A 25974-nucleotide genomic window follows, 5' to 3' on the forward strand; every position below is an offset into this window, starting at 1 on the left:
ACAACTTGCATCTCAGATATTGAGACGGCAATATCATTACATGGACAATTCTAGTGGAGTCGGGGTCATTGATAAAGCGGCTCAAGTACTCGATGCCCTCGAGGCCGGGCCAACGACACTTGCGCAACTTGTAGCGGCCACGGGCCTCGCCCGGCCCACCGTTCACCGGCTCGCGCTGGCCTTGGTCCACCACCGGCTGGTCAGTCGCGACATCCAGGGACGCTTCGTTCTGGGCAGTCGCCTGGTGGAGCTCGCATCCGCGGCTGGCGAAGACCGGCTCATCGCCTCTGCCGGGCCGGTACTCATCCAGCTGCGGGACGCTACCGGCGAGAGCGCCCAGATTTTCCGCAGGCAGGGCGATTGGCGCGTATGCGTTGCCTCAGCGGAGCGTCCGATCGGGCTGCGCGATACCATTCCGGTGGGAACCCAGCTGTCCATGAAAGCCGGCTCGGCCGCACAGGTCCTCCTCGCGTGGGAAGATCACGACCGCCTGCTGGAAGGATTGCAGAACGCCCGCTTTACGCCCACCGTCCTGGCAGGAGTACGACGCCGGGGCTGGGGTCAGAGCCTGGGCGAACGCGAGCCAGGGGTCGCCTCGGTTTCCGCTCCGGTCCGTGGACCCTCCGGAAGGGTCATTGCCGCGGTTTCCATTTCCGGTCCGATTGAGCGCCTCACGCGCCAGCCTGGACGATTGCACGCCGAGGTCGTCTGCAATGCCGCCCGGGTACTGACAGAGGCTTTGCGCAAGAACAACGACTAGACCTGCCGTTATTGAAGGGGGACGTCCTTGACCACCTACGCAGTATTCCTTAGGGGCATCAACGTCAGCGGGATCAACATCAAGATGGCCGAACTGAAATCAGCACTTAAGGGCTACCCATTCTCTGACGTCAAGACGCTGCTGGCGAGTGGAAACGTTGTCCTGAAGAGTGATTTGAGCATCAAGGATGTCAAGGTCCAGTTCGAAAAGTGCCTGCGTGAATCCTTCGGCTACGACGCCTGGGTTGTTGTCCTCACTGCTTCGCGGGTAGCCGAACTCGTGGATGCCTGCCCGTACCCTGCCGACGACAAGGCCACGCACAGCTACATCACGCTCACGTCCGATAAAGCCATGCTTGACGAACTCTTTGAGGCCGGAGAGGCCCTTGGTGGCGTGGAACAGGTGCGGCTTGGACCGGAAGCTTCCGCATGGTTGGCACCCGCCGGAGGAACCTTGGCCAGTCCCTTCAGCAAACTCTCCGCCAAGCCGCGGTACAAGGCCAGCACCACAACGCGGAACCTTCGGACCTTGATCAAAGTCAAGGACGCTGCGGCCGCTCTCTAGAGGTATCCCTATCCTTTACGCGCGGCTTTCAAGGCCGCATTGAAGGCACCCAAACGGGCAATCTCCACCTCCACCGGCTCCACGATGCGCCGCTCAGCTACGCCTGCTATTGCCGCTTTCAGTCTCTTGGCCACGCCTTTGGCGCGCACGCGCGCGGCCCAGCCGCCGATGATTCTGCCGAAGATGGCCAGAACGATCCCCAGAACCACACCACAGGCCACCATCAACGTGGGCCAAGGCCATCCCTCGGTCCTCGGCACCTCCGGAACGGGCATTTGGAAATAGCCGAGCGCTGCCAGGACCCCAAGCCATCCAAGGCCACCAACTGCCAGGAGAAGCGCGATCCATTGGAGTGAGTTGAACAACAACCACCAGAAGGGACGTCTTGACGTTTTGAGATCCGTCCCGGCGATGGCTTGGTCGAGGGCATCCGGCAGTTGCTCGCGGCCTTCCCTGGCCACACCACGGATGGACGCCCGCCAGGGGCCAGGAGCGCCGTCAGAAGCCTCATCCACAAAATCACGCACGGCTGCATCTGTCCTCGCACGTTCGGGTGCGCCGGCTACCGGCAAGGAAGTCCGGTTGAGCTCGGGCCTGGTGTCCTGCCTGCCCAGATTCAGCCTCCTCAGGGGATCCGGCCGGAAGCGCAGCAACCATCGCGTCACGGGCCATCCCGTCCTCCGCGCCGATTCCCTCTTGAATGATCGCGCTACCGCATCAACCACCACAGGTACGTTGGCCGCCGACGACAATTCATTGGCGAGCTTGGCCTTGGTGCTTGCCTTGATGCCGCGGGCCTCGCCTGCACCCGAAGCCAGGGACAGTTCGGCTGCAGCCTTGGAGACATCGGCAGCCAGGCGTTTTGTGGTTGCCTCCCGCTGGATCACGACATCCCGGATGGCACCACGGACGGCGTCGATGCCTTCGCCGGACAGTGCCGAGGCGCCCAGGACGCGAACGTCCGCCAGACCGTCGCGCTCCAGGATTCCTTTCAGGGAATGAAGCACATCAGCGGTGTCCGCGTCATTGAGCTTGTCTATTTGGTTCAGGACAACAAGTGTGACTGCTCCATGGGAGGCCATCGGGCGCAGGAAGTCGTTGTGCACGGCGGCATCTGCATACTTCTGCGGGTCCAGTACCCAGACCAGGACATCCACCATCCCGACCATGCGCTGGACTACCTCCCGGTTCTCCACTTTCGTTGAGTCAAAGTCGGGAAGGTCCAGCAGGATCAGGCCGCTCTCCGCAGTGGCCAGGCCTGGGAGCCCAGGCAGGCTGTGGCGCTCCTGCACTCCGAGCCAGTCCAGCAGCGGCCCGCTTCCTTCCTCGCCCCAAATTCCCGCCAACGGCGCGGACGTCGTTGGTCGACGGGCCGCCGCGGTTGCCAGATTGCTGCTGGAAACGGCATTGAACAAGGAAGACTTGCCACTTCCTGTGGCCCCGAAGAAACCCACCACCGTGTGTCCTGCCGACAACGAGCGCCTGGAAGTTGCCCGCTCAAGGACCTCATACACGGATTGCAGATCCTGCTCGGGCAGCACTCCCTCGGCCAGTTCCCGTGCTGTGTTGAGCGCTTCGAGCCGCCGCTGGAGTTGGGACGATTCCCGGATTTGGCTGTGCCGGCTCATGCCGCCCCTGCCAGGCGACGGAGTGCCTTGGCATGGCGGGCGAGGTCCATATCGCCATGAACGGTGCCAGGCTCCAAACCAGTGGCCTCCAGCCTGCTGAGGAACCTGTTCCGCTCTTCCTCGAGGAGGCGTTGGCAGGACGTGTGAAGATCGGCCCTGGCCTGCTGGGCAAGCCGACGGACGGCATCCTCACCGAAGACAGCTTCAAGGAGCTTCTGCCCCACCACAGCCGTTCCCCCGGCAATGCCTATCTCCAATCCGGTCAAACCGGCAGTCATGGAGAAAACCACCACCATCAGTGCTGCGCCAAGACCGTTCACGCCGAAGGAGAGCCAACGGGCCTGCGTGCGCTTTTCCTGACCTTGGGTGCGGATCAGTTCCATGAGTCCTTCCTGCCAGGAGCGGATGGCGGCAGCGGCCTTCGCGTCAAAGCCAGGACTGGTTCCTGAAAGATCTGCGGCACCCAGGAGTTGACGGCCTGCCGCATCCGAGCGCCAGCGCCTGTCGACGTTTTCTGCGGCATTGGCGGCCTCATCGAGAATCACCGCTTGCAGGCCCGTTTCGATCGCCGTTTCGACTTTTACGGCCGGCGCAGGTTCACCCCTGAAGAATGCTCCGATCCGGTCCCGCATGCGCCCGATGTTCTGCTCCAAAGCCCGGAAGAATTCACCCGTTCCCACAAAATCCTGCCATCGTGCCAGCACTTCGCCGCGGAGCAGCGCGCCGTCCTTGGTCGCGTCCAGTATCCGCCGTAGGGCGTCGTCGTATTCGTGAACGCAGACGGAGCGCAGCTCATGGGCCGCAGCATCCTGGGCCGCAGCCGCAGCTGCAATAGCTTCAAACCGGGCGCTCACCGCTTTGATGGCTCCGTTGAGCGTACGCCTTGCAACGTCCATTCGTCCGGCAGCGTCAGCGGCAAGGCCGGCAAGCCAAAGTCTCAGCCCACTAACAGTTTCGGGCGGCAGCATTCCCAAATCATCCAAACCACTTTCGTGCACCACAAAGAGTTCTGCAGCAGCCAGGCCCTGACGATCCAACATCGCCTTCAGGTCCGTCCTGACCTCTTCCTCCGCTGCCGGTGGCACGCGGTCCAGCACCACGGCGACCGTGATGTCCCGTGAAGCCGCATCCAGGAGCAGGCGCCACGGGACGGCGTCGGCGTATCTGTTTGCCGTGGTGACGAACACCCAAAGGTCCGCTGCGGCGAGGAGCTGACCTGCCAGCCTGCGATTGTTATCGGCAATGGAGTCGACGTCCGGCGCATCCAGAATCGCCACGCCCGGGGGTACATGATCGGAACCCACGAGCACCAGGGACGTGATTGCCTGGGCATCCGATGCGACCCCGGCTTGATTTGCAGGCAACGGTTCTGCAGGGACGCTACCCCTGATTCGCTCCAGGTTGGGAAGTATGCGCTGGCCCTCAAACCACTCGCCATCCTGCGGATGGTGGAGGAGGATCGGCTGGCGCGTTGTCGGTCTAATAGCTCCGGCACGGGTGACCGGGTAGCCTACCAGCGCATTAACCAGCGTCGATTTACCGGCGCCAGTGGAACCTCCGACGACGGCCAACAGCGGCGCGTCCAGGCTGCGGTACCGGGGAATCACGTAGTCGTCGAGCTGCGCGAGGGTCTCCCTGATCAAGCGCCGACCTGCTTCGGCGTCGGGCAGGGCGAGTGGCAAGGTGATGCCGGCCAGTTCGTTGCGGGCCGCTTCAAGGGTGTTGACAGCATCAGCCTGTGCTTTATTGGCGACAGGGCTGGTCCCTGCTCTTGGCGGCTCTTCATGTGCGGTCACAGCATCATCATGCCAGCCCAAAGACTGTCCGCGGGTTATAAGGAGCGCGGGAATGTCGGGGCGCCACCCCGGAATGCCGGCTCATGACCACAAATGCGCTTGAACCAAAAATTCCCCCGGAACCAAAGTTCCGGGGGAATTGTTTGTGACCCCAGCGGGATTCGAACCCGCGTTACCGCCGTGAGAGGGCGGCGTACTAGGCCGCTATACGATGGGGCCTTGCACTTTTTTGTCACCGTTTCCGGCGAACAAGCTGAATGAGTATTTCATACTTTCAGCTCTCTTCCAAATCGGCGAAGCGATCTGGAATTCTGATTTTCCGCTGCAATAGCGCGGAATTTCAGAGCTGGGATACCAGGACTCGAACCTAGAATGACGGTACCAGAAACCGTAGTGTTGCCAATTACACCATATCCCAAAGTGACTTTCGGACCGGAGTTCGTCGCCGTGGTTTCCCTTGGCTTTTCCCTCCGTGCCCCTCAGCACGAGTAATGACTCTACCGGAGTCTTGCCACCTGCACAAATCGCGAAGCCGTTACCTGCATCACACGGATGTCAGGCCGCAGAAGGTGCCCTCATCAGCAGTCTCGACAACGAATCCACCTGACGCCCGGCGAACTCTTCGACTTCTTCCCCGGTCCTGTTGAGCCACACGCCAATCAGGCCGGCCGCAGTTGCGCCGTCAGCATCAAGAAGCCGGTTGTCCCCAACGTAGAGAGTCTCGCCTGGTTCTGTCCCCAGAAGCCGCACGCCCTCCAGGTAAATGGCAGGATGCGGCTTCGGCACGCCCACCGTATCCGTTCCTACGAGGATCTTGATCCTGGACAGGCCCGCGCCATCCAACTTGGCCCGTTGGTAGTCATGAACGTTGTTGCTGACGGCACCGTAGGGAATGTCCGCAGCGTCGAGCGCATCCAGCACACCAGCTACGTCGTCGAAAGCGCGCACGTATGCCGTCTGCCGCTGATGGTACTCAGCAACCCACGACTGCGATTCCTCACCGTCTCCGAGCTCCACCCCAAAGTGGCCCAGGGCCGCCCGGCCCCTCAAAAGGCGCTGCTCATTGAAGGTCAGTTCGCCAGCAAGGTAGCGGTCATAGAAATGCGTTGTTTCATGCGTGAAGATGCGGCCGAACTTCACCCACCCGGCCTGGTCAAGGCCGGGCAGGAGATGCTCGCTAACATCACGCAGGGCCGTTGTCATGGCGTACTCAAGGTCCACCAAGGTGTCATCGATGTCGAACAGAACACCGCGGATAGTTCCGAAGGAGCTTTCAATAGCCATGACCGTTGCCGCTTAGCCCCGGAACGCGCGAACGCGGGCCAATGAAGAATCCTTACCCAGGATCACCATTGACTCGAAAAGCGGCGGAGAAATACGTCGGCCTGAAATAGCGGTGCGCACCGGCCCAAAGGCAGCTCGGGGCTTAATGCCCAGATCCTCGACCAAAGCCTGTTTAAGTGCCGTCTGAATGTTCTCAGCGGTCCAATCCTCTATGGGCTCCAACGCAGCAAGTGCCGCGTCAAGCACTTCCTGCAGGTTCTCCGGGAGCCCCTTGCGGGCGTCATCGGCAACATCGATCGCGTCGTCCGCCTTGAAGAGGAAGGCCAACATTTCAGGGGCTTCGCCCAACAGGGTAATACGTTCCTGAACCAGCGGAGCCGCCTCGGCGAGGATCTCCTCCTGCCGGGCGGTAAGGATCTCCCCCACGAAACCTGCAGCCCGGAGGTACGGGACGAGCCGTTGCTTGAAATCCTCCGGCTCGAGCAGGCGCACATGGGTCCCGTTGATGGCCTCGGCTTTCTTCAGATCGAAGCGCGCAGGGTTACCCAGGACATCGTGGATGTCGAAGTTGGCAACAAGCTGCTCCACCGTGAAGATGTCCTCGTCCGCGCTCAGCGACCAGCCCAGCAGGGAAAGGTAGTTGAGCAGGCCCTCAGGGATGAAGCCACGCTCGCGGTGCAGGAAGAGGCTGGATTCCGGATCCCGTTTGGAAAGCTTCTTGTTTCCCTGGCCCATGACGTAGGGCAGGTGACCGAATTCCGGCATGTACTCCGCCACGCCGATGGCGTAGAGAGCCCGGTACAGTGCGATCTGCCGGGGCGTGGAGCTCAGGAGGTCCTCCCCGCGAAGGACGTGCGTGATGCCCATGAGGGCATCGTCCACCGGGTTCACCAGCGTGTACAGCGGAGCACCATTGGCACGCACAACCGCGAAGTCAGGCACGGAACCGGCCTTGAACGTGATTTCCCCGCGGACGAGGTCCTTGAAGGTCAGATCCTCATCCGGCATGCGAAGGCGCAGCACGGCTTCCCGGCCTTCGGCCTTGAACTGGGCAAGCTGTTCCTCGGTCAGGTGGCGGTCGAAGCCGTCATAGCCCAGTTTGGGGTCGCGGCCGGCCGCCCTGTGGCGGGCTTCGATCTCTTCCGGCGTGGAGTATGACTCGTAGACATGTCCCCCGGCCTTGAGCTTGGCGATGACGTCCTGGTAGATACCTCCACGCTGTGACTGGCGGTATGGCTCATGTGGGCCGCCAACCTCGACGCCCTCATCCCAGTCGATGCCGAGCCACTTCAGCGCATCCAGCAGCTGATGGTAGCTCTCCTCGCTGTCGCGGGCAGAGTCAGTGTCCTCAATGCGGAATATCAACTTGCCACCGGTATGGCGCGCATAGGCCCAGTTGAACAGGGCGGTGCGGATCAGGCCAACGTGCGGCGTTCCCGTAGGCGACGGGCAGAAGCGGACGCGGACTGGAGTCTCGGCGTTGACGGCAGGGATGGCGCTGGAGGCAGCGTTGGACGCAGAAGCAGTAGTCATAGTGCTTCAACTTTACCGCTTGATATCGGCCCGGTTCCCCGCCGGAAAGGCTCGACGACGGTACGCGCCTTTCGTACGAAAGCCGCGTGCCGTCGTCGGGCCCTATGCTCTGGTGCGGCCGCTAGCGGCGAACCACGGGGTTGGACAAGCGCCCGATGCCTTCAATCTCCACTTCGAAGCGGTCGCCCTCATTGACCAGGCCCACGCCGGCAGGCGTCCCGGTCATGATGACATCGCCCGGAAGGAGCGTAAAGGCCTGGGAGACGATCGAGACGAGCTCGCGCACGCCGCGAATCATCTGGTTGGTGCTGCCGTCCTGACGAAGTTCACCATTGAGCCGGCCCTGGATGGAGAGGTCGTCCGGATCAAGTTCAGTTTCGATCCACGGGCCGAGCGGAGCGGAGGTGTCAAAGCCCTTGGCGCGGGCCCACTGGAGGTCGGTCTTCTGCACGTCACGGGCCGTGAGGTCGTTTCCACAGGTGTAACCAAAAATGACGTCGTCGGCGCGTTCCTCGGGGACGTCCTTGCAAATACGGCCGATGATGACGCAAAGCTCCGCTTCGAAGGAGACTTCGTCAGAGAACTCCGGGAGGATGATCGGATCGTTTGGCCCGATGACGGAGGTGTTCGGCTTAAGGAAGAGCAATGGATGCTGCGGAACCTCGTTGCCCAGCTCAGCAGCATGCTCGGCAAAGTTACGCCCAACGCCGATCACCTTACTGCGCGGAATGATCGGGGCAAGGAGCCGCACATCCTCAAGCTTGTGCTTCACGTGGGTACGTTCGACGCCATTGAAGAAGGGGTCGCCGTTGATGACAGTGATTTCCTCACTACCGGGCTCGCCTTCAACAACGCCATAAAGGGGATCAGAATCAACTACAAACCGGGCGATACGCATGGGCTCAAGCCTACCTTCCGGCGCATGGACGTTTGCCCGCTAACCGCGAAGGTAGTCCAATTGCGCTGCGACCGACGTCTCAGCTGCCCACCTGACTGAAGGGTCGACGTCGGGATACACCGCATCAGTGACTGCGGCGATCGGCGCATCCTGGCCGAGCTGTGCCAACGCAGCCCTGATCTGGTCGAGCCGCTGCTGGCGATGTTCGCGGTACTCGCGGCATTTCACATCCAGGGCTTCAAGCACAGGTCCGTGGGCGGGAAGGAGCGTAGCCGGGCCCAGGGACTCGAGCCTGTCCAGACTGGCAAGGTAATCGCCCAAGCGGCCATCGGGGTAGTCCAGCACCGTGGTGCCACGGCCCAGGATGGTGTCACCCGTTAGAACGGAGCCTGTGGGACCGTCCTCGGGGAGGTGGAAGCACAAGGAATCCGACGTGTGGCCCGGGGTTGCCAGGACACGGATCTCCACGCCGCCGGCATGGAGCACTTCGCCGTCCACGAGAGGCTCGCCACCGTGGCAGTACTCCGCGGCAGCAGCCCTGACGGGAGCGCCTGTCAGTTCATGGAACCTGGCGGACGCTGCAGTGTGGTCAGCGTGCCGGTGCGTAATAAGCACGACGTCCACCACCCCGGCCGCTGCCAGCTCAGCCAGGTGCCCCTCGTCTTCCGGACCGGGATCCACGACGGCAACATGGCCCGAATCCCCCGCGCTGATGACGTAGGAGTTGGTGCCATCCAGGCTCATCGGGCCCGGGTTTGGTGCCAGCCGGAAGCGGGTGAAGGTGCTGCTCTGCTGCAGCGCAGAGGTGTAATCGCCGGAAGGTGAGTCGCTGGAAGTCCCCATGGATTCTGAAGTCACCGTCCCATCTTGCACCACTTCCGATGCTCGCTCACATCCTGTCCCGTTTCCACCGATCCTCGCTCACATCCTGCCCCGTTTCCACCGATCCTCGCTCACATCCTGTCCCGTTTCCACCGATCCTCGCTCACATCCTGTCCCGTTTCCACCGATCCTCGCTCATTTGGACTTCGACGGCGGGGCTCACCGTTGACGTCAACCAACCACTCCGCGTGTGAGAAATCATTCCCGCCAAACGGTCATGATGTGAGAGAACATTCCCGCCAAACGGTCAGGATGTGAGAGAACATTCCCGCCAAACGGTCAGGATGTGAGAGAACATTCCGCCCAAACGGTCAGGATGTGAGAGAACATCGGGGGCATGGCAACGGCGGCCCTTCCGTTTGTCACCAAACAGAAGGGCCGCCGTCGTTCGCTTCAGTTGCGTCCTGGACTAAACCAGGCGGGTCAGCCAGCCGTGGGTGTCCTCGACGGTACCGGTCTGGATTCCCAGGAGTTGCCGGCGGATGGCCATGGTGGTTTCGCCTGCCTTGGCGTCCTCGGATCCGATGAATTCCGTGGCGTCCTTGAGGACACCGATCGGGGTGATCACTGCCGCCGTACCGCAAGCGAAGACTTCAGCGATTTCGCCTGAAGCAACTCCCTCGCGCCATTCGTCGAGGGTGATCTTTCGCTCGGAAACCTCGCGGCCCATGTCCTTGGCAACCTGGATTACGGACGAACGGGTGACACCTTCCAGGATGGTCCCGGTCAGTGCGGGGGTAACGAGCGAGCCGTCCTTCATGACGAAGAAGACGTTCATGCCGCCGAGTTCTTCCACGGCGTCGTCGTTGAATTGGTCCAGGAAAAGTACCTGCTTGCAACCGTTCGCTTCGGCTTCCTGCTGCGCGATGAGGGAGGCGGCGTAGTTGCCACCGCACTTGGCTGCACCTGTTCCCCCGCGGCCCGCGCGTGCATATTCACGGGAAATCCAGATGGAAACGGGCTTCAGTTCGCCACCGAAGTAGTTACCGGCGGGAGAGGCAATGACGCGGAAGGATACCTCTCGGGCGGCCCGCACACCGAGGAAGGCCTCGGTGGCGATCATGAAGGGGCGCAAGTACAGAGCTTCACCGTCGCCGGAAGGCACCCATTCCTTATCCGCCTGCACGAGCTCGCGGATAGCACCCAGGAAGTATTCCTCGGGCAGTTCCGGGAGGGCCAGCCGGCGGGCCGATTTGTTCAGCCGCGCGGCGTTCGCTTCGGGGCGGAAGGTCCACACCGAACCGTCAGCATGGCGGTATGCCTTCAGGCCTTCAAAGATCTCCTGGCCGTAGTGCAGGACTGCGGCCGAAGGATCCAGCGAGATTGGTCCGTAGGGCTCGATCCGGGCGTTCTGCCAACCGCCATTTCCATCGGCGTCGACTTTGTAGTCAACGACGGCGGTGTGGTCGGTGAAGTAATCGCCAAAGCCTGGGTTCGCCAGGACGGCTGCACGCTCCTCAGCAGATTTCGGGGTTTCCGAAAGCTGCTGGCTGAATTCGACGCCGTGGGCAGTCTGAGTCATGTTTCCTCCACAGTCAGCTACCTGGTAGCGCGAAACGGGTCCCGGAGGAAGCGGTTCAGCGGTGGACCAAGGAAGCAGGTAAATAATTCAAGACAAGCTTACGCCTGAGAAATGGGCCTAAAGTGCCGCCGCAATGGCATCGCCGATCGCCGCAGTAGAGCGCGGCTCGCCGGTGCGGCTTTCGACGTCGGCGACCACTGCCGCCTCGATCTTGCGGGCCGCCGTGGTGTAGCCAAGGTGGTCCAGGAGGAGCACTGCGGAGAGGATGGCCGCGGTGGGATCGGCTTTCTGCTGTCCGGCGATATCCGGTGCTGAGCCGTGGACGGGTTCGAACATGGACGGTGCTGTGCGGTCCATGTTGATGTTGCCCGATGCCGCCAAGCCGATGCCGCCCGTAACGGCAGCTGCGAGGTCGGTCAGGATGTCGCCGAAAAGGTTGTCAGTGACGATGACATCGAAGCGTGAGGGGTCAGTGACCATGAAGATGGTTGCAGCATCGATGTGAAGGTAGTCGTGCGTGACCTCGGGGAATTCGCTGGCCACTGCTTCAACGGTGCGCTTCCACAAGTGTCCGGCGAAGACCAGGACGTTGTGCTTGTGGACGAGGGTGACGTGCTTGCGCGGACGTTCGCTGGCGCGGCGGAATGCATCCCGCACCACGCGCTCCACGCCATGGGCAGTGTTAAGGGAGACTTCGGTGGCAACTTCGTGCGGAGTTCCGCCGCGCAGCGTTCCACCGTTGCCCACATAGGGACCTTCCGTGCCTTCGCGCACCACAATGAAGTCGATGGTGCCGGGGTTGGCCAGCGGGCTGCCAACCGTTCCGTAGAGGCGTGACGGACGCAGGTTCACGTAGTGGTCCAGGCTGAAGCGGAGCTTGAGCAGCATCTCGCGTTCGATGATGCCCGAAGGAATACGGGTGTCGCCGGGTGCGGCGCCAACAGCACCGAAGAGGATGGCATCGCGGGTACGGAGGTCTGCAAGGACCTCGTCCGGAAGGGTCTCGCCCGTCTCAAGCCAGTGCTGCGCACCGAGCTTGTAGTGGGTCTGCTCAAGGGCAACGCCATCGGCGGCGACAGCCTTTTCCAGGACCTTGATGGCTTCGGCGATGACCTCGGGGCCAATGCCGTCACCGGGGATGACAGCGAGATTGATGGACGATGCACTCATAGGTCTATCTAGCCAAGCAATCCACATGTTGGTCAAAATCGTCTCACTCCTCGAACAGGCCACCAGCACGAATCAGACCAGGGCATGACGCCCGGGCCCAAACCCAGCACATAGAGTCGTATCGTGGATAGAAGGCACGCGATATACGAATGGTTCCGGATCAACCGCTTCAAGGTAGATATGGCGGCAACGTGCCTGCTGGTCCTCTTGTTCGGACCTGTCTATCTCATGGCCGACCGCCCCTTGCTGTTTTTCTTCTCCTGCGGCCTGCTGTTGCCCCTGGCATGGCGAAGGACACGTCCCGTGGTGGCTGCCGCCGTCGTGGTTTTGGTGTGCCTGATCCAGTGGGCCGTAGGCGCGGAACCGGTGGCTGGCCAAATTGCAGTTCCGCTGGTCATCTACGCTACGGCCGCCTACGGGCCGGCATGGGCAAGCCGGACGGTCCTCTTGCTTGGCTTGCTGGGCGGCGTCATGCTCACTACGCGCGAATACTCGAGCCCCGCTGAGTCCGGCATCATGGGCCTTACCATTGGGGCCCTCTACACAGTCCTTATCTGGATGCTGGTGCTGGTCAGTTGGACGCTCGGCGATCTTACCCGCGTTCGACGGCTCCAACTCCAGGCCCTTGAGGACCGGACCCGACGCCTTGAAATCGAACAGCAACAGGAGCGCCAGCTGGCCGCAGCTGATGAACGCTCCCACATCGCCCGGGAAATGCACGACATCGTGGCGCATTCTCTGTCCGTCATCATCACCCAGGCCGATGGTGCCCGGTACGCTGCCGCCGCCAAGCCGGAACTGGCCACCGAAGCGCTGGCCACCATCGCCGCCACGGGCCGGGACTCCCTCGGTGAGATGCGAAGGCTGCTCGGCGTGCTGCGCTCGGATGAGGCAGCACCGACAAGGCCCCAACCGGGGCTTTCCGATCTCGATGAACTTCTGCTGGGTTTCCGCGCAGCAAGGCTGCAGATCTCCTTCGAAGAGCTTGGCATGCCTCGCCGGGCGCTTCCTGCCGGAGCCGAACTCACTGCCTACCGGATCATCCAGGAAGCACTCACCAACATCATGAAGCACGCAGGACCCCACGCCGGAGCGAGCGTGACGCTCACGTGGCAGAGTCGCGGTCTAGAGCTGAACATCGTCGACGACGGTCGGGGCGCCGCAGCTGATCCGCCCGCCGCAGGTGGGGGAAACGGGCTGCGGGGCATGAACGAGCGCATCTCCCTCTACGATGGTTCCTTGACCGCAGGCCCCTTGCCAGGCGGCGGTTTCCGTGTGTCCGCTTTCATTCCCTATTCGGAGGCCTAAGCCATGCCTGCACTCGCCGCACCCATCCGGGTGGCGCTCGTCGATGACCAACAGTTGGTCCGCTCGGGGTTCGGCATGCTGATTAATTCCCAACCCGATCTTCAGGTGGTGGCAGAGGCAGGCAACGGAATCGAGGCAATCCAGGCTCTTAACGCAGTCACAGCAGATGTCGTCCTCATGGATGTCCGCATGCCAGGTATGGACGGCATCGAAGCCACGAGACGCATTTTGGAACAGGCGGCCACCCAGCCCTCGGGCTCCCAGCGGGCGGAGGTCAAAATCGTGGTCCTCACCACCTTCGACCTCGACGAATATGCCCTGGCTGCAATCCAGGCCGGCGCCAGCGGGTTCCTGCTCAAGGACGCTCCGCCAGAGGAACTGCTGGAGGCCATCCGAACGGTCTACCGTGGCGACGCCGTCATCGCCCCATCCACCACTCGGAGATTGCTGGAGCATGTGGCTCCCCTGCTCAGAAAGCAGACGCCGGAACAAAGCGGACACGCCGCCGCGGTCGAACGCCTCACTGCCCGTGAACGCGAGGTTTTCCAGCTGATCGCCCAGGGGCAGTCGAATCCGGAGATCGCCGCAGGACTGTTCCTTTCCGAGGCAACCGTGAAGACCCACGTGGGCCATATCCTGGCCAAGCTGGGAGCGCGGGACCGTGTGCAGGTGGTGGTCATCGCCTACGAGACAGGCGTGGTCGCCCCAGGAAGCTAGCTCCGCCCCACCACGTGATCACCTGCCTCAGACCACGGTATGAGCTGGACTTGCCCGGAATGGGTCCGTGGCCGGATCCAGCGGCGCATCCCCGGCACATACCGTGAAAATATGACAACTTTCACGCCTCTCCCCCACCCAGCAGGTAACGGTCGCCCCGCTGAAGCCGATGCAGCCAGGCCACGCACGGCCGTTGAAGCTTTCGCGCTGACAAAGGCCTATGGACGCGGCGATACCCGTGTCATGGCCCTGAACGAGGTATCGGTGGGCTTCGACGCAGGCAAATTCACGGCAATCATGGGACCTTCAGGATCGGGCAAATCCACGCTCATGCATTGCCTCGCCGGCCTTGATACGGCGGACTCCGGACGGATCGTCCTGGGCGGCACGGAGCTCACCGGGCTCAACGACCGCCAACTCACCACCCTTCGACGCGAGCGCATTGGCTTCGTGTTCCAGGCCTTCAATCTGGTGCCCACACTGACAGCGGAGCAGAACATCACGCTGCCGCTCGCTTTAGCGGGAACAACCGCCGACGCCGGGTGGCTGGATACCGTAGTCAACACCCTCGGGTTTTAGGACCGGTTGAAGCACAGACCCCACGAGTTGTCAGGCGGACAGCAGCAGCGTGTCGCCGTAGCCCGAGCCCTACTGACGCGTCCCGACGTCGTGTTTGGTGACGAGCCCACCGGCAACTTGGACTCCAAAGCCGGCGGCGAAGTGCTTGCGCTCCTGCGTCGCAGCAGCCAGGAGATGGGGCAGACCATCATCATGGTGACCCATGACCCCGTCGCCGCAAGCTTTGCCGACCGCGTGGTGCTGATGAGCGACGGCGGTCTGGTGGGCGAGATCCAGAAGCCCACAGCCGAATCAGTTTTGACGGCTCTCGGCAAGCTGGGGGCTTAAGGCATGCTGCGCGTAGCTCTCTCCCAATTGACGACGCACTTCAGACGATTCGTCGCAATCGGGCTCGCCGTGATGCTGTCCGTTGCGTTCCTCTCCGCCACGCTGATGGTGGGCGCGAGCACCAATGCTTCGCTTGGCGCGAGTATCGGCGAGGCCTACCGTAACGCGGATCTTATTGCTACATCCAAGAACGGCGAGGCCTTCAGCCAGGCAGCGGTGGATGCCGCGAGGTCCGCGCCCGCAGTCAAGGACCACTACGCCGAACGCTCCACTTACGTGACGTTCGTGGCCGGTGGCGGTGAGCAGGTAGGACGGCTCCGAAATACGGAGCCCTCACCCTTGGAGGGCGCGACCTTGTCCTCAGGTTCCATGCCGTCGCAACCCTTCGAAGCCGTGATCGACGTCAAGACAGCAGAGCATCTCGGACTCACGGTTGGAAGTACGCTCGAGCTGCACGGTGGAGGATCCGTCAAGACTGCCAAGGTGACAGTTACCGGCCTGATTCAAGCTACGAACGATCCGTTCTCGTCCTCGGCGGCCCAGCTTGTCGCTTCGGAGTCTGTCCTGGACGCGGTGCAGGATGCCGGAGCAGGATATTCGGGACTGCAGTTCATCCTGCAACCCGGCGAAGACGTCCCCGCAGCGAAGGAGTACATCGCACACCGCATGGAAGCCGCAGGTGCCGACGCGCCTGTCCTGGAAACGGCCCAGGAGAAGGTCACCTCCACGGTCGCCATGCTCAGCGCCGGTCAGGACCAACTGACCATCGTCCTGCTCGCCTTCGCCGGCGTGGCCATCCTCGTCTCCACTTTGGTGGTGGCGAACACCTTCTCCGTGCTGGTGGCACAGCGGACCCGCGAATTGGCGTTGCTACGTTGCCTGGGTGCAGGCCGCTCGCAGATCCGCGGCTCCGTCATGCTGGAGGCCCTCGTGGTTGGCTTCGTCTCATCGATTCTGGGTGTCCTGGCTGCGATGGGCCTGATGACCGGGCTGGTCGCCTGGGCCAAGACACAACCAGAGCAAGCGTTCGCCACTCTGGCCATACCGCCGTCGGCAATCATCGCCGGGCTGGTCGCCGGAACCCTGCTGACCGTCGTCGCGGCCCTCGTCCCCGCCAAGGCGGCTACATCGGTCGCTCCACTGGCTGCGCTGAGGCCCGGCGAAGACGCGACTGTTGGCAACCGTCGAGGAAAAGTGCGGCTGGCGCTGGGCCTGATTGCCCTGATCGGCGGCGTATCACTGTTGATTTTCGGCAGCACCACGGTCTCATTGCTGGTTGCTTTGCTTGGCGGCGCGGTTTCCTTCGTCGGGATTCTGCTCTGCTCCTCATTGTTCATTCCCACAGTGGTGGCCTTCGCCGGCCGTTTGGCCGCCCCCGCAGGGGTGCCCGGCAAGCTCGCCGCCGTCAACGCGACGCGCAACCCGGCACGTACCTCGGCGACTGCCGCTGCCTTGCTGATCGGCGTAACGCTGGTTTCGCTGATGATGACCGGGGCCGCAACGTCACGGCAAGCGTTCAATGCAACGCTGGCCGAGAACTACCCTGTGGATCTCGCTGCCATGACCGCGGTAGACAGTTCAGCCGATCCAGCAGAAGCCATCTCGCGTATCAAGACACTCGACGGGGTCAGCAATGCGGTCCTCCTACCGGCCGTTGGGACCCTCGCCGAGTCCACGCCCGACGGAGGGAGGACCGTCTATTCGCTCTCGTCGGCCGATGCTGCCTCCATCCTCCGCGACAACAACCTGAAGCCGGGCCCAGGCACGGTCTACCTGCCCGAGGACTCCGCTGGAGGTCGCGCGACCATCACGACGGCGGCCGGCACAGCGTCTCTCGACGCGAAAGTCCTGCGGACCCGCCACATCCCGGCCTTCGTGGAAAGCTCGAGCATCACAGCGGGTGCCCTCCCGGAAACGCCAGGCATGGTGTGGGTGAAGCTCGCCGCCTCTGTGTCCAGCGAACAGGTTCAGGCCATTCAGAAGGAGATTGCCTCCGCCCTCGGCGTGCACGAGCGCACTGTTAGCGGCGCGGCCATCGAGCGCGTGACTTTCAACAGCATCATCGATGTCCTGTTGCTGGTGGTCACAGGCTTGCTGGGGGTGGCAGTGGTGATTGCACTCATCGGCGTGGCGAACACGTTGTCGCTATCCGTACTTGAGCGAACGCGGGAGAACTCCTTGCTGAGGGCACTGGGCCAGACGAAGGGCCAACTCCGGGGAATGCTCGCGATCGAGGCAGTCCTCGTAGCTGGCGTGGCCGCAGTCCTCGGTGCGGGCATCGGCATTGTCTACGGCTGGCTGGGAGCGCAAGCTACCCTTGGCGGCGTCGCAGATGTGGTTCCCGCCGTACCGTGGCTGCAACTGCTGGCCGTGTTCGGCGTCGCTGTAGTGGCTGGTTTGCTGGCCTCCGTGATTCCCGCCCATCGGGCAGCACGACTGTCGCCTGTGGAGGGTCTGGCCACGGCCTAATTCTTCTCTCACATCATCACGCCATACGAGAATTGCTCTCTCACTTCCCTCAACCGAGTGGGAGGAAGTGAGAGAGCAATTCTCGTTAATGGCTGTTATGTGAGAGAACGTTATGCCTCGGCTGGTTCCTCGTAGCGGGGGAAGATCGGCGTCGGAGCGGGAAGTTCAGTTCCCGCGACGATCGGCGTTGCGATGGCAGCAAACTGCCTGGCTTCGCCTTCGGGCTGTCCGAGCACCTCAAGAAGCTTCGCGGACGAGGAAGGCATCACCGGCTGGGCGAGGATCGCCACGATGCGGACAACTTCCAGGGTGACGTAAAGCACGGTATTCATCCGCTCGACGTCGGTCTTCCGCAGCACCCACGGGGCCTGCTCGGCGAAGTAGGCGTTGGTGTCGCCAAGCACTGTCCAGATAGCCTCCAGGGCCCGGCTGAACTCCTGCTTGTCAAAGGCGCCCCGGGCGGTAGCCAGCAATTCTCCGGCCTTGGCAAGCAAGGCATTGTCCTCAGCCGTGAACTCTCCGGGGACAGGAACCTTGCCCTCACAGTTCTTCGCGACCATGGACAACGAACGCTGGGCAAGATTGCCGAAGTTGTTGGCCAGGTCCGAATTCATGCGGCCCACGATAGCCTCGTGGTTGTAGCTGCCATCGGCACCAAACGGGACTTCCCGGAGGAAGAAGAAGCGGCACTGGTCCAGCCCGTACTGCGCCACGAAGTCCTGGGGGGCGACGACATTGCCCAGGGACTTGGACATCTTCACGCCGTTGTTGGTCAGGAAGCCGTGGATCATGACGCGCTTGGGCAATGCCAGGCCTGCGCTCATGAGGAAGGCCGGCCAGTAGATCGCATGGAAACGGGAAATGTCCTTGCCGATGACGTGGACATCGGCTGGCCAGAACTTCCTGAAGGACTCGGACTCCACGTCCGGGTACCCGGCACCGGTCAGGTAATTGGTCAAGGCATCCACCCAGACGTACATGACGTGCTTCTCATCGCCCGGAACAGGGACACCCCAGTCAAAGGTAGTGCGGCTGATGGAGAGATCCTCAAGCCCACGCTTCACAAAACTGATGACCTCGTTGAACCGGGACTGCGGCGCACCAAACTCAGGCTGGGCCTCATAGAGGGCCAGGAGTTTCTCCTGGTAAGCGGACAAGCGGAAGAAGTAGCTCTCCTCGGCAGTCCAGGTGACGAGGGTGTCCGTCTCCTTCGAGTACCGGAGGCCGTCTTCCTTCACAACGGTGTCGTCCTCGACGTAGTACGCTTCGTCGCGGACCGAGTACCAGCCCTCGTACTTGGACAAGTAGATGTCACCGTTCGCTTCCATCTTCTTCCAGATGGCTTGCGACGCCGTGTAATGGTCCGGGTCCGTGGTGCGGATGAAACGGTCATGGGAGATTCCCAGGTCCTGGCTCATCTGCTTGAACGCCGCCGAGTTGCGATCCGCGAGCTGCTTGGCAGTAATGCCTTCCTTCTCGGCCGACTGCTGCATCTTGAGCCCGTGCTCGTCCGTGCCGGTCATGAAGAACACCTCATGGCCGTCGAGGCGCTTGAACCGCGCCATGGCATCAGTCGCGATGACCTCGTAGGCGTGTCCGATATGAGGCACGCCATTGGGGTAGCTGATGGCCGTGGTGATGTAGAACGGGGATTTCTCTGCAGACGTCACTCTAAGAAGTTACCTTTTTTTCGGATGGAATGACTGAACCGGCCGCAAATGACGGCCGGTCCGGTCTGTGCCGGATATCCCGGCGAAGGAGCAGTCTTGCGGACTAGTTCAGTTCGGTCAGCGTATCGCTGAGCCGGACCAGTTCGTGGTCGTGTGAAGCCACGAGCACAGCGATGCCATCGTTGGTTGTGTCCTTCAGGATGCCGATGATGCGGTTGGCTGCAGCACGGTCCAAGCTGGCGGTGGGCTCATCCACCACCAGTACGCGGGTTCCCAGGATCAGGGCCCTCGCGATTGCCACACGCTGGCGCTCACCGCCGGACAGTTGGGCGGGACGGTGCCGCATGCGGCGTCCGAGGCCCACCAGGTCCAGGAGGTCCTTGGCCATCTCCGTGCGCTGTTCCACTTCTCCATCAGGCACGGCGGGCAGCAGCACGTTCTCGAGGGCACTCATGCCGTCGATCAAGGCGCCGCCCTGATCGACGTAGCCAATCAAGGCACGGCGCCTGTCGGCGATCTCGTCGTCGCCCATTGACGCCAGGGACTGGCCTTCCCAAAACACGGTGCCCGACGTCGGCAGGGTCAGTCCGGCGCTGACGGTCAGGATACTGGTCTTGCCCGAGCCGCTTCGGCCGGCGATGCAGTGCATCTCGCCTGCGTGCAGGGTCAGGTTGAAGTCATCCACGACGTCGACTTCCTCGGCGCCGCCCTTGTCTCCGCCGTAGTGGATGGTGACGCGGCTAAGCTCCAAGGGTGTCGCGTGGTCGGACGCCCGGACAATGGTGTTGGCGCGGGTCTGCAGCGACTCGTCCGTGGATTCCGGGGTCGCCGTCAGCTCGGGGTTGAGGTTGTCAGTCATTTGACTACTTTCGTTGCAATCGGAATCCAGCAAATTACGGCCAGCAGTCCGGCCAGCCCGGCCCAGAGTGCTGCGTACGGAGCAAGGAGCAGCCCCAGTCCAAGGGCACCAAGGACGCCCAAGGGAAGCGCCACGGTGCCGACAAGTGCATTTTCAAAGAAGCGGACCTGGCCCAGCATGTCCGGGTTCCAGCCCATGGCACGCAAAGTGCCCAGATACTCGCGCTTGGCGTGGAGCTCGAACCGCCCGGTCACGAGTGTGAGCAGCAGACCCACAACCACACCAAACACGGCGAGGATCACGCTTGGCAAAGCAATGCTCGCGGCCGCCAGCCCACTCAAAGCACTGGCACCTGCTGCCCGGGGGATGTCGATCAACAGTGCGATCAAGGCCCCCACTGCGGCACCGAAAACGCCCACAGCCACGGCCAGCGAGACAGAATTGAACCGGTTGGTGGTGAGCTGCCTGTTGGCGAACGTCAGGGGCGAATCAACAGTGACGAGGCGTTCATCATGCTGGGGTTCCTGGTCTACCACCACGCGGTGGCGCAACTGCTGGGCAGCCAGCAAGGCAGCGCCACTGTAGATGATGAGCATGGTCACCGAGACAATCACAGTGGCAAGGTTCCAACTGAGCAGGCTCAAAATGATCCCCGCGGCGGCCAAGGCAGCCGCGCCCACGGCAAACTCTTCCAGCACCCAGGACCTGACGCGCTTCTGCGTCCAGCCCATTGCCCTCAGGATGCCTGCTTCGCTCCGGCGCTGCCGGATGTAGCTGACGGTCGAGGCACCAGTCAGTAGCGTGGCGCCCAGAAGCGTCAGGAAGAGGAGGGTGATGTTTGTGCCTGTCAGCGAACCCGAAACGGCGTCAGCGGCATCCTGCCGAACCCACGACTGCTGGACTGTGCCCAGCGGTGACTCCTTGCCGGCGTCGTCCTTGCTGTATCCGGGGACGAAGATATTGGCGTCTTCGCGGGCGGAACCTGCCACCACGGTCGCTTCAAGGCCCAGTTCACGGATCTGGGCGGCCAGCTTTTCGACCTCCGGCTGCGCCTGCTTCCACGTTCCAGTGGCGTTGGCGCGGACGCGGATGGCGTCGATGACGTCGGCGTTGGTGTCATAGCCACGGGCTGCGGCCAGGCCGTAATAGTCAGTGATGGCGCCGGCCGACTGGCTGACCAGACCTGTGGCGCTCAGTGATGGCTTCAGGACAGTGTCATCGGCGTCTTTGCCCTCGGCATCCTTGCTCAGTGTCATCGGAGCTGGGTCATAGCCGCCCAATGGGAGCTTGTTAACGTCACCGGCTGCGGCCTGAACGTCTGCCGGATTAAACGTGCCGTACACCATCGGCATGGGAGTGGCGGGCTTTTTTCCGGTTTCCAGGTCTTCCCGGTAGGAGCGCTCGTCCACAGGCTTGCGCTGGGTCTGGTCTACGGCTGCGCCAAAGGACGACTTTTCAGGAAGGCGGTTGACTGTCACCCAGTCCCCCGGCGTTGCTGTCTTGTCCGAAGCACCATTGGAGGCTTCGTCGCCCTCCTTGTACTTCGGGGCTGCAGCGAAAGCAGTACTCCATGTGGCCGGGTTGTAAAGCCCCTGGCTGAAGGAGGCAGTACTGCCCAGGAGCTGGCTGTGGTCAGTTGAACCCGGCCATTCAAGGGCAAACGGGGCTTTGGAAACGAACGGCAGGTAGTCCTTGTCCAAGGACCGCGTTACAGTGCCGACTTCGTTGACCACTTTGCCGTTGTTGTCTATTTCCTCGATCTTGACCGAGTACTTCAGGTCCAGGGACGTCCCCGAGCGAACAATCAGCGGAATGGCCTGGGAATCGTCGGTCAGCAGTCCGTCGCGCTTTGCCTGCTGGTACTGCGTCATCAGGGGAGCCCAGTACTTGAGCTTCACACCAAGGAAATCAGGTCCTTCTTCAAGCTGGTCCATGCTAAGGCCGCTGGTGAAGAGACTTTCGAAATGGCGGCCAATAGCGCCCGCATTGCGCGCGTCCGCTGGCGGAGCCTTTTCCAAGGGTGCAAGGAAATCACCTGCGGAGCCCAACAACGCCCTCTCTGAGGCAGGGTCGACGGCGACGACGGACTCAGTCACCTCCGGCGCCAATGGAAGTGCCACCGAAAGATTGAAGAGGTTGTGCTCCGAGCCGAGTGCCGGAGCGGGGAACTTAATTCCGGTCTCGCCGTCCGGACCTGCGATCCGGACATTCGAACCACCGGCAGCCTGTTCCTGGATCAGACGGCCCTTGCCCAGGGTCCCTTCGGCGCTCGTCTTGAAAAGGGTTTGCTGGTTGACGCCATCGGAGCTGGTGGCGGAGGCCGTCAGCCGGTACTTCTTGGGCGTGTCGGACAAAACGGATTCAGCTGCTGGCCACTTGCTGGAATCCATGGCCGAGGGGTCCCCTGCAGTTATGCCACCGGCAAGGCCGGCGTTGTACCCAAGGTAGTCCATGGCATTGAGGCGCGGAGCCTCGAGGTTCTGCGAAACCCGCGAAACGAGGCTGATGGGAGCAGCGACCGCCGTCTGGCCCATGGTGCGGATTTTCTCGAGCTGCTCAAAGCTGATGCCGCCCTGCCCATTGGCGATTTCCGGCTGGATCAGTGCACCGCCGTCCCCGTCCTGTGAGGGGTCCGGCTTTGCCTGGACCAGGATGTCGTAGAGTCCCCGCGAGTTCTCATCCACAGTCCTGTTCAGAGCGGCCTGTGACTGGCTCTGGACTAGGACGGACAAGCACATCGCGACGATCAAAATGGCCGCGGTCAGCAGCAGCACACGGCTTCTGATGAACCTTTGGACGGCGTTCATTGGGCTCCCTGAGACCTTGATTGCGGGCGCGCACACATGCTCCGTGAATCTTTGAAAAACACAAAGGAATCCCGGGCTCTATGTGCAAAAAGTAGTGGCCGGCCTGCTGCCGGGTCCGAATCCCGGACCAAGCCATTGTAAGCAGACCGGCCACCGTTGCGTGTCAGTGGTGTGTCCCCGGCACGCGAAGTTGGCTGATGAGGAGCAGTCCTAGTCCTCCAGGTCCACCTCGCGGACCATATCGGCGCCAATGCCCGCCTTGATGGCTTCCAGGACCTGCTGCGGAACAGAGCTGTCGATGGTCAGGAGCGCAAGCACCTGGCCTCCCTCGGTCTGGCGTGCAACCTGCATGCCGCCGATGTTGATGTTGTTCATGCCCAGGATGTGGCCGATGGTGCCAATGACACCGGGACGGTCCGCGTAGGCCACCACCACCAAGTGCTCACTGATGGGGATTTCCACGTCGTAGCCGTTGACGCCAACCAGCTTCTCAACTTGCTTGGGTCCCGTCAGCGTACCGGCAACGGAGATCTGGGAACCGTCGCTGAGCGCACCGCGGATCGTGAGGACGTTGCGGTAGTCCTCGGCGTCCGGTGTGGTGATCAGACGCGTATTGATTCCGCGCTGCTCTGCGATGACAGGGGCGTTGACGTAGGAGACCTGCTCCGTGACGACATCGGCGAAGACGCCCTTCAGGGCAGCCAGCTCAAGCACCTTGACGTCCAGCGCAGCAATCTCGCCGGCAACCTCGACGTCGATCTGGGTCAGCGACGCATGGGTCAGCGCCGTGAAGATCCGGCCGAGCTTTTCGATCAGCGGGATGCCCGGACGGATGTCCGGAGCGATCACACCGCCTGCGACGTTCACGGCATCGGGCACGAGCTCGCCGGCGAGGGCAAGGCGTACGGACTTGGCCACCGAGACGCCGGCCTTTTCCTGGGCTTCGTCAGTGGATGCGCCGAGGTGCGGGGTAACGACCACGTTGTCCAGTTCGAAGAAAGGCAGATCCGTGCTGGGTTCCTTGACGAAGACATCCACGCCGGCACCGGCAATCTGGCCTTCCTTCAGCGCGATGTAGAGTGCTTCCTCATCCACCAGGCCGCCACGGGCCACGTTGATGACGTAGGCCGTTTCCTTCATCTTGCGGAAGGCGTCGGCGCCGAGCATGCCCACCGTCTCGGGCGTCTTGGGCATGTGGATGGTGATGAAGTCGGAGTTTTCCAGGAGTTCATCAAGGGTGACCAGCTTGACCCCGAGCTGTGCGGCGCGAGCGGCGGTGATGTAGGGGTCGTACGCCAGGATCTCCGTTTCGAATCCCTGAAGGCGGGCTGCGACAAGGGCGCCGATACGGCCCAGGCCGATAATGCCGATCTTCTTCTCGAAGAGTTCGATGCCCGTGTACTTGGAGCGCTTCCACTCACCGTTCTTCAGCGCGGAGCTAGCCTGGGGAATGTGGCGGGCAAGGCTCAGGATGTGGCCGACCGTCAACTCGGCTGCTGAAACGATGTTGGACGTCGGTGCGTTGACGACCATGACACCGGCCTGCGTTGCGGACTTGATGTCCACGTTGTCCAGTCCCACGCCGGCCCGGGCGATGACCTTAAGGTTCTTCGCCGCGGCAATGGCTTCGGCATCAACCTGGGTAGCCGAGCGAACCAGGATTGCGTCGACGTCGGCGATGGCGGACAGCAGCTGGGAACGGTCGGCGCCGTCGGTTTGGCGGATTTCAAAGTCCGGACCCAATGCCTCGACGGTGGCGGGTGAAAGTTCCTCAGCGAGGAGGACGACGGGTTTGGTGGCTGACACGGGGTGGCACCTTACTTTGGACAACTTTGGGACAGTACTGGACAAGGAGCGGATGCGCCGGGCCCGGACACGACGCCGGGACCAGCCCAGAATATCGAACCTGGACAGGGATTCCGGTGCCGGTGAACGATGTTACGGCCCGGTTGAGGTTGTTGTGAAGAAATTCACAGGACGCTGTGTTGGGAGGAGCGGCTGCAAAACAGCGACGCCCGCCCGGCTTTGTTCGCCGGACGGGCGTCGCTTCCAGTGCCCAGGGCACTGGGCAAAGGATCAGCGGGCTGCGGAGCCTTCGACGTAGTCCTGGTCCTGCTGCTGCCAGGAGAACAGGGAACGCAGTTCGCGGCCAACCTCTTCGATCGGGTGCTGCTCTGCCTTGGCACGCAGTTCCTTGAACTCGACGGCACCGTTGTCCTGGTCCTCGATGAAGCGCTTGGCGAAGGCGCCGCTCTGGATGTCCGCGAGGACAGCCTTCATGTTTTCCTTCACCTCGGGAGTGATCACGCGGGGGCCGGAAACGTAGTCGCCGTACTCTGCGGTATCGGAGACGCTCCAGCGCTGCTTGGCGATGCCACCTTCCCACATGAGGTCAACGATGAGCTTGAGCTCGTGAAGGACCTCGAAGTAGGCGATCTGCGGCTGGTAGCCGGCTTCGGTGAGGGTTTCGAAGCCGTACTGGACCAGCTGGGAAACGCCGCCACAAAGGACCGACTGCTCGCCGAAGAGGTCGGTTTCGGTCTCTTCGGTGAAGGTGGTCTTGATGACACCGGCGCGGGTGCCACCGATGGCCTTGGCGTAGGACTTGGCCAGCTCCCAAGCGGAACCGGATGCGTCCTGCTCAACAGCGATGATGTCCGGGATGCCACGGCCGGCTTCGAACTCGCGGCGCACGGTGTGACCCGGAGCCTTCGGAGCGACCAGGATGACGTCAACGCCTGCAGGGGGCTCGATGTAGCCGAAGCGGATGTTGAAGCCGTGGGCGAAGGCGAGTGCCTTGCCTTCGGTCAGCTTGTCCTTGATGGAGTCGTTGTAGATCGAGCGCTGGTGCTGGTCCGGCGCGAGGATCATGATGACGTCTGCCCATTCAGCGGCGTCGGCAACGTTCTTGACAGTGAAGCCGGCGTCTTCTGCCTTGGCGGTCGACTTCGACCCTTCCTTCAGCGCGATAACAACCTCGACGCCGGAATCGCGCAGGTTCAGTGCGTGCGCGTGGCCCTGGGAACCGTAGCCGACGATGGCAACCTTGCGGCCCTGGATGATCGACAGGTCTGCGTCGTCGTCGTAGAACATTTCAGTCACTTGCGTAACTCCTCTTGAGTGGTTTCTGGATATTGATGTGGTGCTGCGGTACTGGACGCAACGCTCGGCATGGCATGCTAACGCGGCCTATGCCTGTTT

General features: G+C 62.3%; 18 protein-coding genes, 2 tRNA genes and 1 pseudogene. 6 read left to right on the top strand and 15 right to left on the bottom strand.

What is annotated here, in order from left to right:
- Window positions 1-40: 40 nt before the first annotated feature.
- Together AC6I99_RS13645 and AC6I99_RS13650 are read left to right on the top strand one after the other, a co-directional pair.
- Complete coding sequence (locus tag AC6I99_RS13645) at window positions 41-760, top strand: IclR family transcriptional regulator (protein ID WP_014922101.1); 720 nt, start codon at window positions 41-43, stop codon at window positions 758-760.
- Between the two features lie 27 nt (window positions 761-787).
- On the top strand, window positions 788-1324 hold the full coding sequence (locus tag AC6I99_RS13650) for a DUF1697 domain-containing protein (protein ID WP_224090826.1): 537 nt from the start codon (window positions 788-790) through the stop codon (window positions 1322-1324).
- Window positions 1325-1332: 8 nt separating this feature from the next.
- Here the strand turns inward: AC6I99_RS13650 and AC6I99_RS13655 are convergent, their stop codons facing one another.
- From AC6I99_RS13655 to AC6I99_RS13700, 10 genes are all read right to left on the bottom strand, one after another.
- Window positions 1333-2952, bottom strand: a complete 1620-nt coding sequence (locus tag AC6I99_RS13655; protein WP_497961110.1) for a GTPase — start codon at window positions 2950-2952, stop codon at window positions 1333-1335.
- The gene (locus AC6I99_RS13660; RefSeq protein WP_497961111.1) at window positions 2949-4748 is read right to left on the bottom strand and encodes a dynamin family protein; all 1800 of its coding nucleotides are present in this window, start codon (window positions 4746-4748) and stop codon (window positions 2949-2951) included. Before AC6I99_RS13660 ends, AC6I99_RS13655 begins: the two co-directional genes overlap by 4 nt.
- Before the next feature lie 146 nt (window positions 4749-4894).
- Window positions 4895-4967: transfer RNA gene (locus AC6I99_RS13665), tRNA-Glu, on the bottom strand.
- A gap of 127 nt (window positions 4968-5094) precedes the next feature.
- Window positions 5095-5166, bottom strand: a tRNA-Gln gene (locus AC6I99_RS13670).
- A gap of 137 nt (window positions 5167-5303) precedes the next feature.
- Complete coding sequence (locus AC6I99_RS13675) at window positions 5304-6032, bottom strand: HAD family hydrolase (RefSeq protein ID WP_224164605.1); 729 nt, start codon at window positions 6030-6032, stop codon at window positions 5304-5306.
- A gap of 12 nt (window positions 6033-6044) precedes the next feature.
- Window positions 6045-7565: a glutamate--tRNA ligase gene (gene gltX, locus AC6I99_RS13680; RefSeq protein WP_497961112.1), complete on the bottom strand. Its 1521-nt coding sequence runs from the start codon at window positions 7563-7565 to the stop codon at window positions 6045-6047.
- Between the two features lie 121 nt (window positions 7566-7686).
- Window positions 7687-8463 carry a fumarylacetoacetate hydrolase family protein gene (locus tag AC6I99_RS13685; protein WP_224090832.1) on the bottom strand — a complete coding sequence of 259 codons (777 nt, stop codon included), beginning with the start codon at window positions 8461-8463 and terminating at the stop codon, window positions 7687-7689.
- A gap of 39 nt (window positions 8464-8502) precedes the next feature.
- Complete coding sequence (locus AC6I99_RS13690) at window positions 8503-9306, bottom strand: MBL fold metallo-hydrolase (protein WP_497961972.1); 804 nt, start codon at window positions 9304-9306, stop codon at window positions 8503-8505.
- Window positions 9307-9754: 448 nt separating this feature from the next.
- Complete coding sequence (locus AC6I99_RS13695; RefSeq protein WP_224164606.1) at window positions 9755-10867, bottom strand: branched-chain amino acid aminotransferase; 1113 nt, start codon at window positions 10865-10867, stop codon at window positions 9755-9757.
- A gap of 117 nt (window positions 10868-10984) precedes the next feature.
- On the bottom strand, window positions 10985-12037 hold the full coding sequence (locus AC6I99_RS13700; RefSeq protein ID WP_224090841.1) for a 3-isopropylmalate dehydrogenase: 1053 nt from the start codon (window positions 12035-12037) through the stop codon (window positions 10985-10987).
- A 123-nt stretch (window positions 12038-12160) separates the two neighbouring features.
- Between AC6I99_RS13700 and AC6I99_RS13705 the strand changes: the two genes are divergently transcribed.
- From AC6I99_RS13705 to AC6I99_RS13720, 4 genes and pseudogenes are all read left to right on the top strand, one after another.
- Window positions 12161-13345 carry a sensor histidine kinase gene (locus tag AC6I99_RS13705; RefSeq protein WP_497944876.1) on the top strand — a complete coding sequence of 395 codons (1185 nt, stop codon included), beginning with the start codon at window positions 12161-12163 and terminating at the stop codon, window positions 13343-13345.
- A 3-nt stretch (window positions 13346-13348) separates the two neighbouring features.
- Window positions 13349-14062, top strand: a complete 714-nt coding sequence (locus AC6I99_RS13710; RefSeq protein WP_224090843.1) for a response regulator — start codon at window positions 13349-13351, stop codon at window positions 14060-14062.
- A gap of 111 nt (window positions 14063-14173) precedes the next feature.
- Window positions 14174-14968, top strand: a pseudogene (locus AC6I99_RS13715) (ABC transporter ATP-binding protein).
- A gap of 3 nt (window positions 14969-14971) precedes the next feature.
- The gene (locus tag AC6I99_RS13720; protein WP_497961113.1) at window positions 14972-17437 is read left to right on the top strand and encodes an ABC transporter permease; all 2466 of its coding nucleotides are present in this window, start codon (window positions 14972-14974) and stop codon (window positions 17435-17437) included.
- Window positions 17438-17547: 110 nt separating this feature from the next.
- Here the strand turns inward: AC6I99_RS13720 and metG are convergent, their stop codons facing one another.
- From metG to ilvC, 5 genes are all read right to left on the bottom strand, one after another.
- Window positions 17548-19107, bottom strand: a complete 1560-nt coding sequence (gene metG, locus AC6I99_RS13725; protein ID WP_497944874.1) for a methionine--tRNA ligase — start codon at window positions 19105-19107, stop codon at window positions 17548-17550.
- A gap of 103 nt (window positions 19108-19210) precedes the next feature.
- On the bottom strand, window positions 19211-19966 hold the full coding sequence (locus AC6I99_RS13730; protein WP_224090846.1) for an ABC transporter ATP-binding protein: 756 nt from the start codon (window positions 19964-19966) through the stop codon (window positions 19211-19213).
- The gene (locus tag AC6I99_RS13735) at window positions 19963-22773 is read right to left on the bottom strand and encodes an FtsX-like permease family protein (protein WP_224090847.1); all 2811 of its coding nucleotides are present in this window, start codon (window positions 22771-22773) and stop codon (window positions 19963-19965) included. Before AC6I99_RS13735 ends, AC6I99_RS13730 begins: the two co-directional genes overlap by 4 nt.
- A 210-nt stretch (window positions 22774-22983) precedes the next feature.
- Window positions 22984-24579 carry a phosphoglycerate dehydrogenase gene (serA, locus tag AC6I99_RS13740; RefSeq protein WP_216923891.1) on the bottom strand — a complete coding sequence of 532 codons (1596 nt, stop codon included), beginning with the start codon at window positions 24577-24579 and terminating at the stop codon, window positions 22984-22986.
- Window positions 24580-24849: 270 nt separating this feature from the next.
- Window positions 24850-25875 (bottom strand): ketol-acid reductoisomerase, encoded by a 1026-nt coding sequence (ilvC, locus tag AC6I99_RS13745; RefSeq protein ID WP_263422257.1) that lies wholly within the window; start codon window positions 25873-25875, stop codon window positions 24850-24852.
- Window positions 25876-25974 lie beyond the last annotated feature (99 nt).

The organism is Arthrobacter sp. TmtSoilC77, assembly GCF_059739415.1.

What these genes read in the sequence shown, in the direction of transcription:
- AC6I99_RS13690 (WP_497961972.1), bottom strand. Translation starts at nt 9,306, where the DNA reads ATGGGGACTTCCAGCGACTCACCTTCCGGCGATTACACCTCTGCGCTG.
- AC6I99_RS13735 (WP_224090847.1), bottom strand. Translation starts at nt 22,773, where the DNA reads ATGAACGCCGTCCAAAGGTTCATCAGAAGCCGTGTGCTGCTGCTGACC.
- AC6I99_RS13710 (WP_224090843.1), top strand. Translation starts at nt 13,349, where the DNA reads ATGCCTGCACTCGCCGCACCCATCCGGGTGGCGCTCGTCGATGACCAA.
- AC6I99_RS13700 (WP_224090841.1), bottom strand. Translation starts at nt 12,037, where the DNA reads ATGAGTGCATCGTCCATCAATCTCGCTGTCATCCCCGGTGACGGCATT.
- AC6I99_RS13720 (WP_497961113.1), top strand. Translation starts at nt 14,972, where the DNA reads ATGCTGCGCGTAGCTCTCTCCCAATTGACGACGCACTTCAGACGATTC.
- AC6I99_RS13730 (WP_224090846.1), bottom strand. Translation starts at nt 19,966, where the DNA reads ATGACTGACAACCTCAACCCCGAGCTGACGGCGACCCCGGAATCCACG.
- AC6I99_RS13655 (WP_497961110.1), bottom strand. Translation starts at nt 2,952, where the DNA reads ATGAGCCGGCACAGCCAAATCCGGGAATCGTCCCAACTCCAGCGGCGG.
- AC6I99_RS13645 (WP_014922101.1), top strand. Translation starts at nt 41, where the DNA reads ATGGACAATTCTAGTGGAGTCGGGGTCATTGATAAAGCGGCTCAAGTA.
- AC6I99_RS13675 (WP_224164605.1), bottom strand. Translation starts at nt 6,032, where the DNA reads ATGGCTATTGAAAGCTCCTTCGGAACTATCCGCGGTGTTCTGTTCGAC.
- gltX (WP_497961112.1), bottom strand. Translation starts at nt 7,565, where the DNA reads ATGACTACTGCTTCTGCGTCCAACGCTGCCTCCAGCGCCATCCCTGCC.
- AC6I99_RS13695 (WP_224164606.1), bottom strand. Translation starts at nt 10,867, where the DNA reads ATGACTCAGACTGCCCACGGCGTCGAATTCAGCCAGCAGCTTTCGGAA.
- AC6I99_RS13685 (WP_224090832.1), bottom strand. Translation starts at nt 8,463, where the DNA reads ATGCGTATCGCCCGGTTTGTAGTTGATTCTGATCCCCTTTATGGCGTT.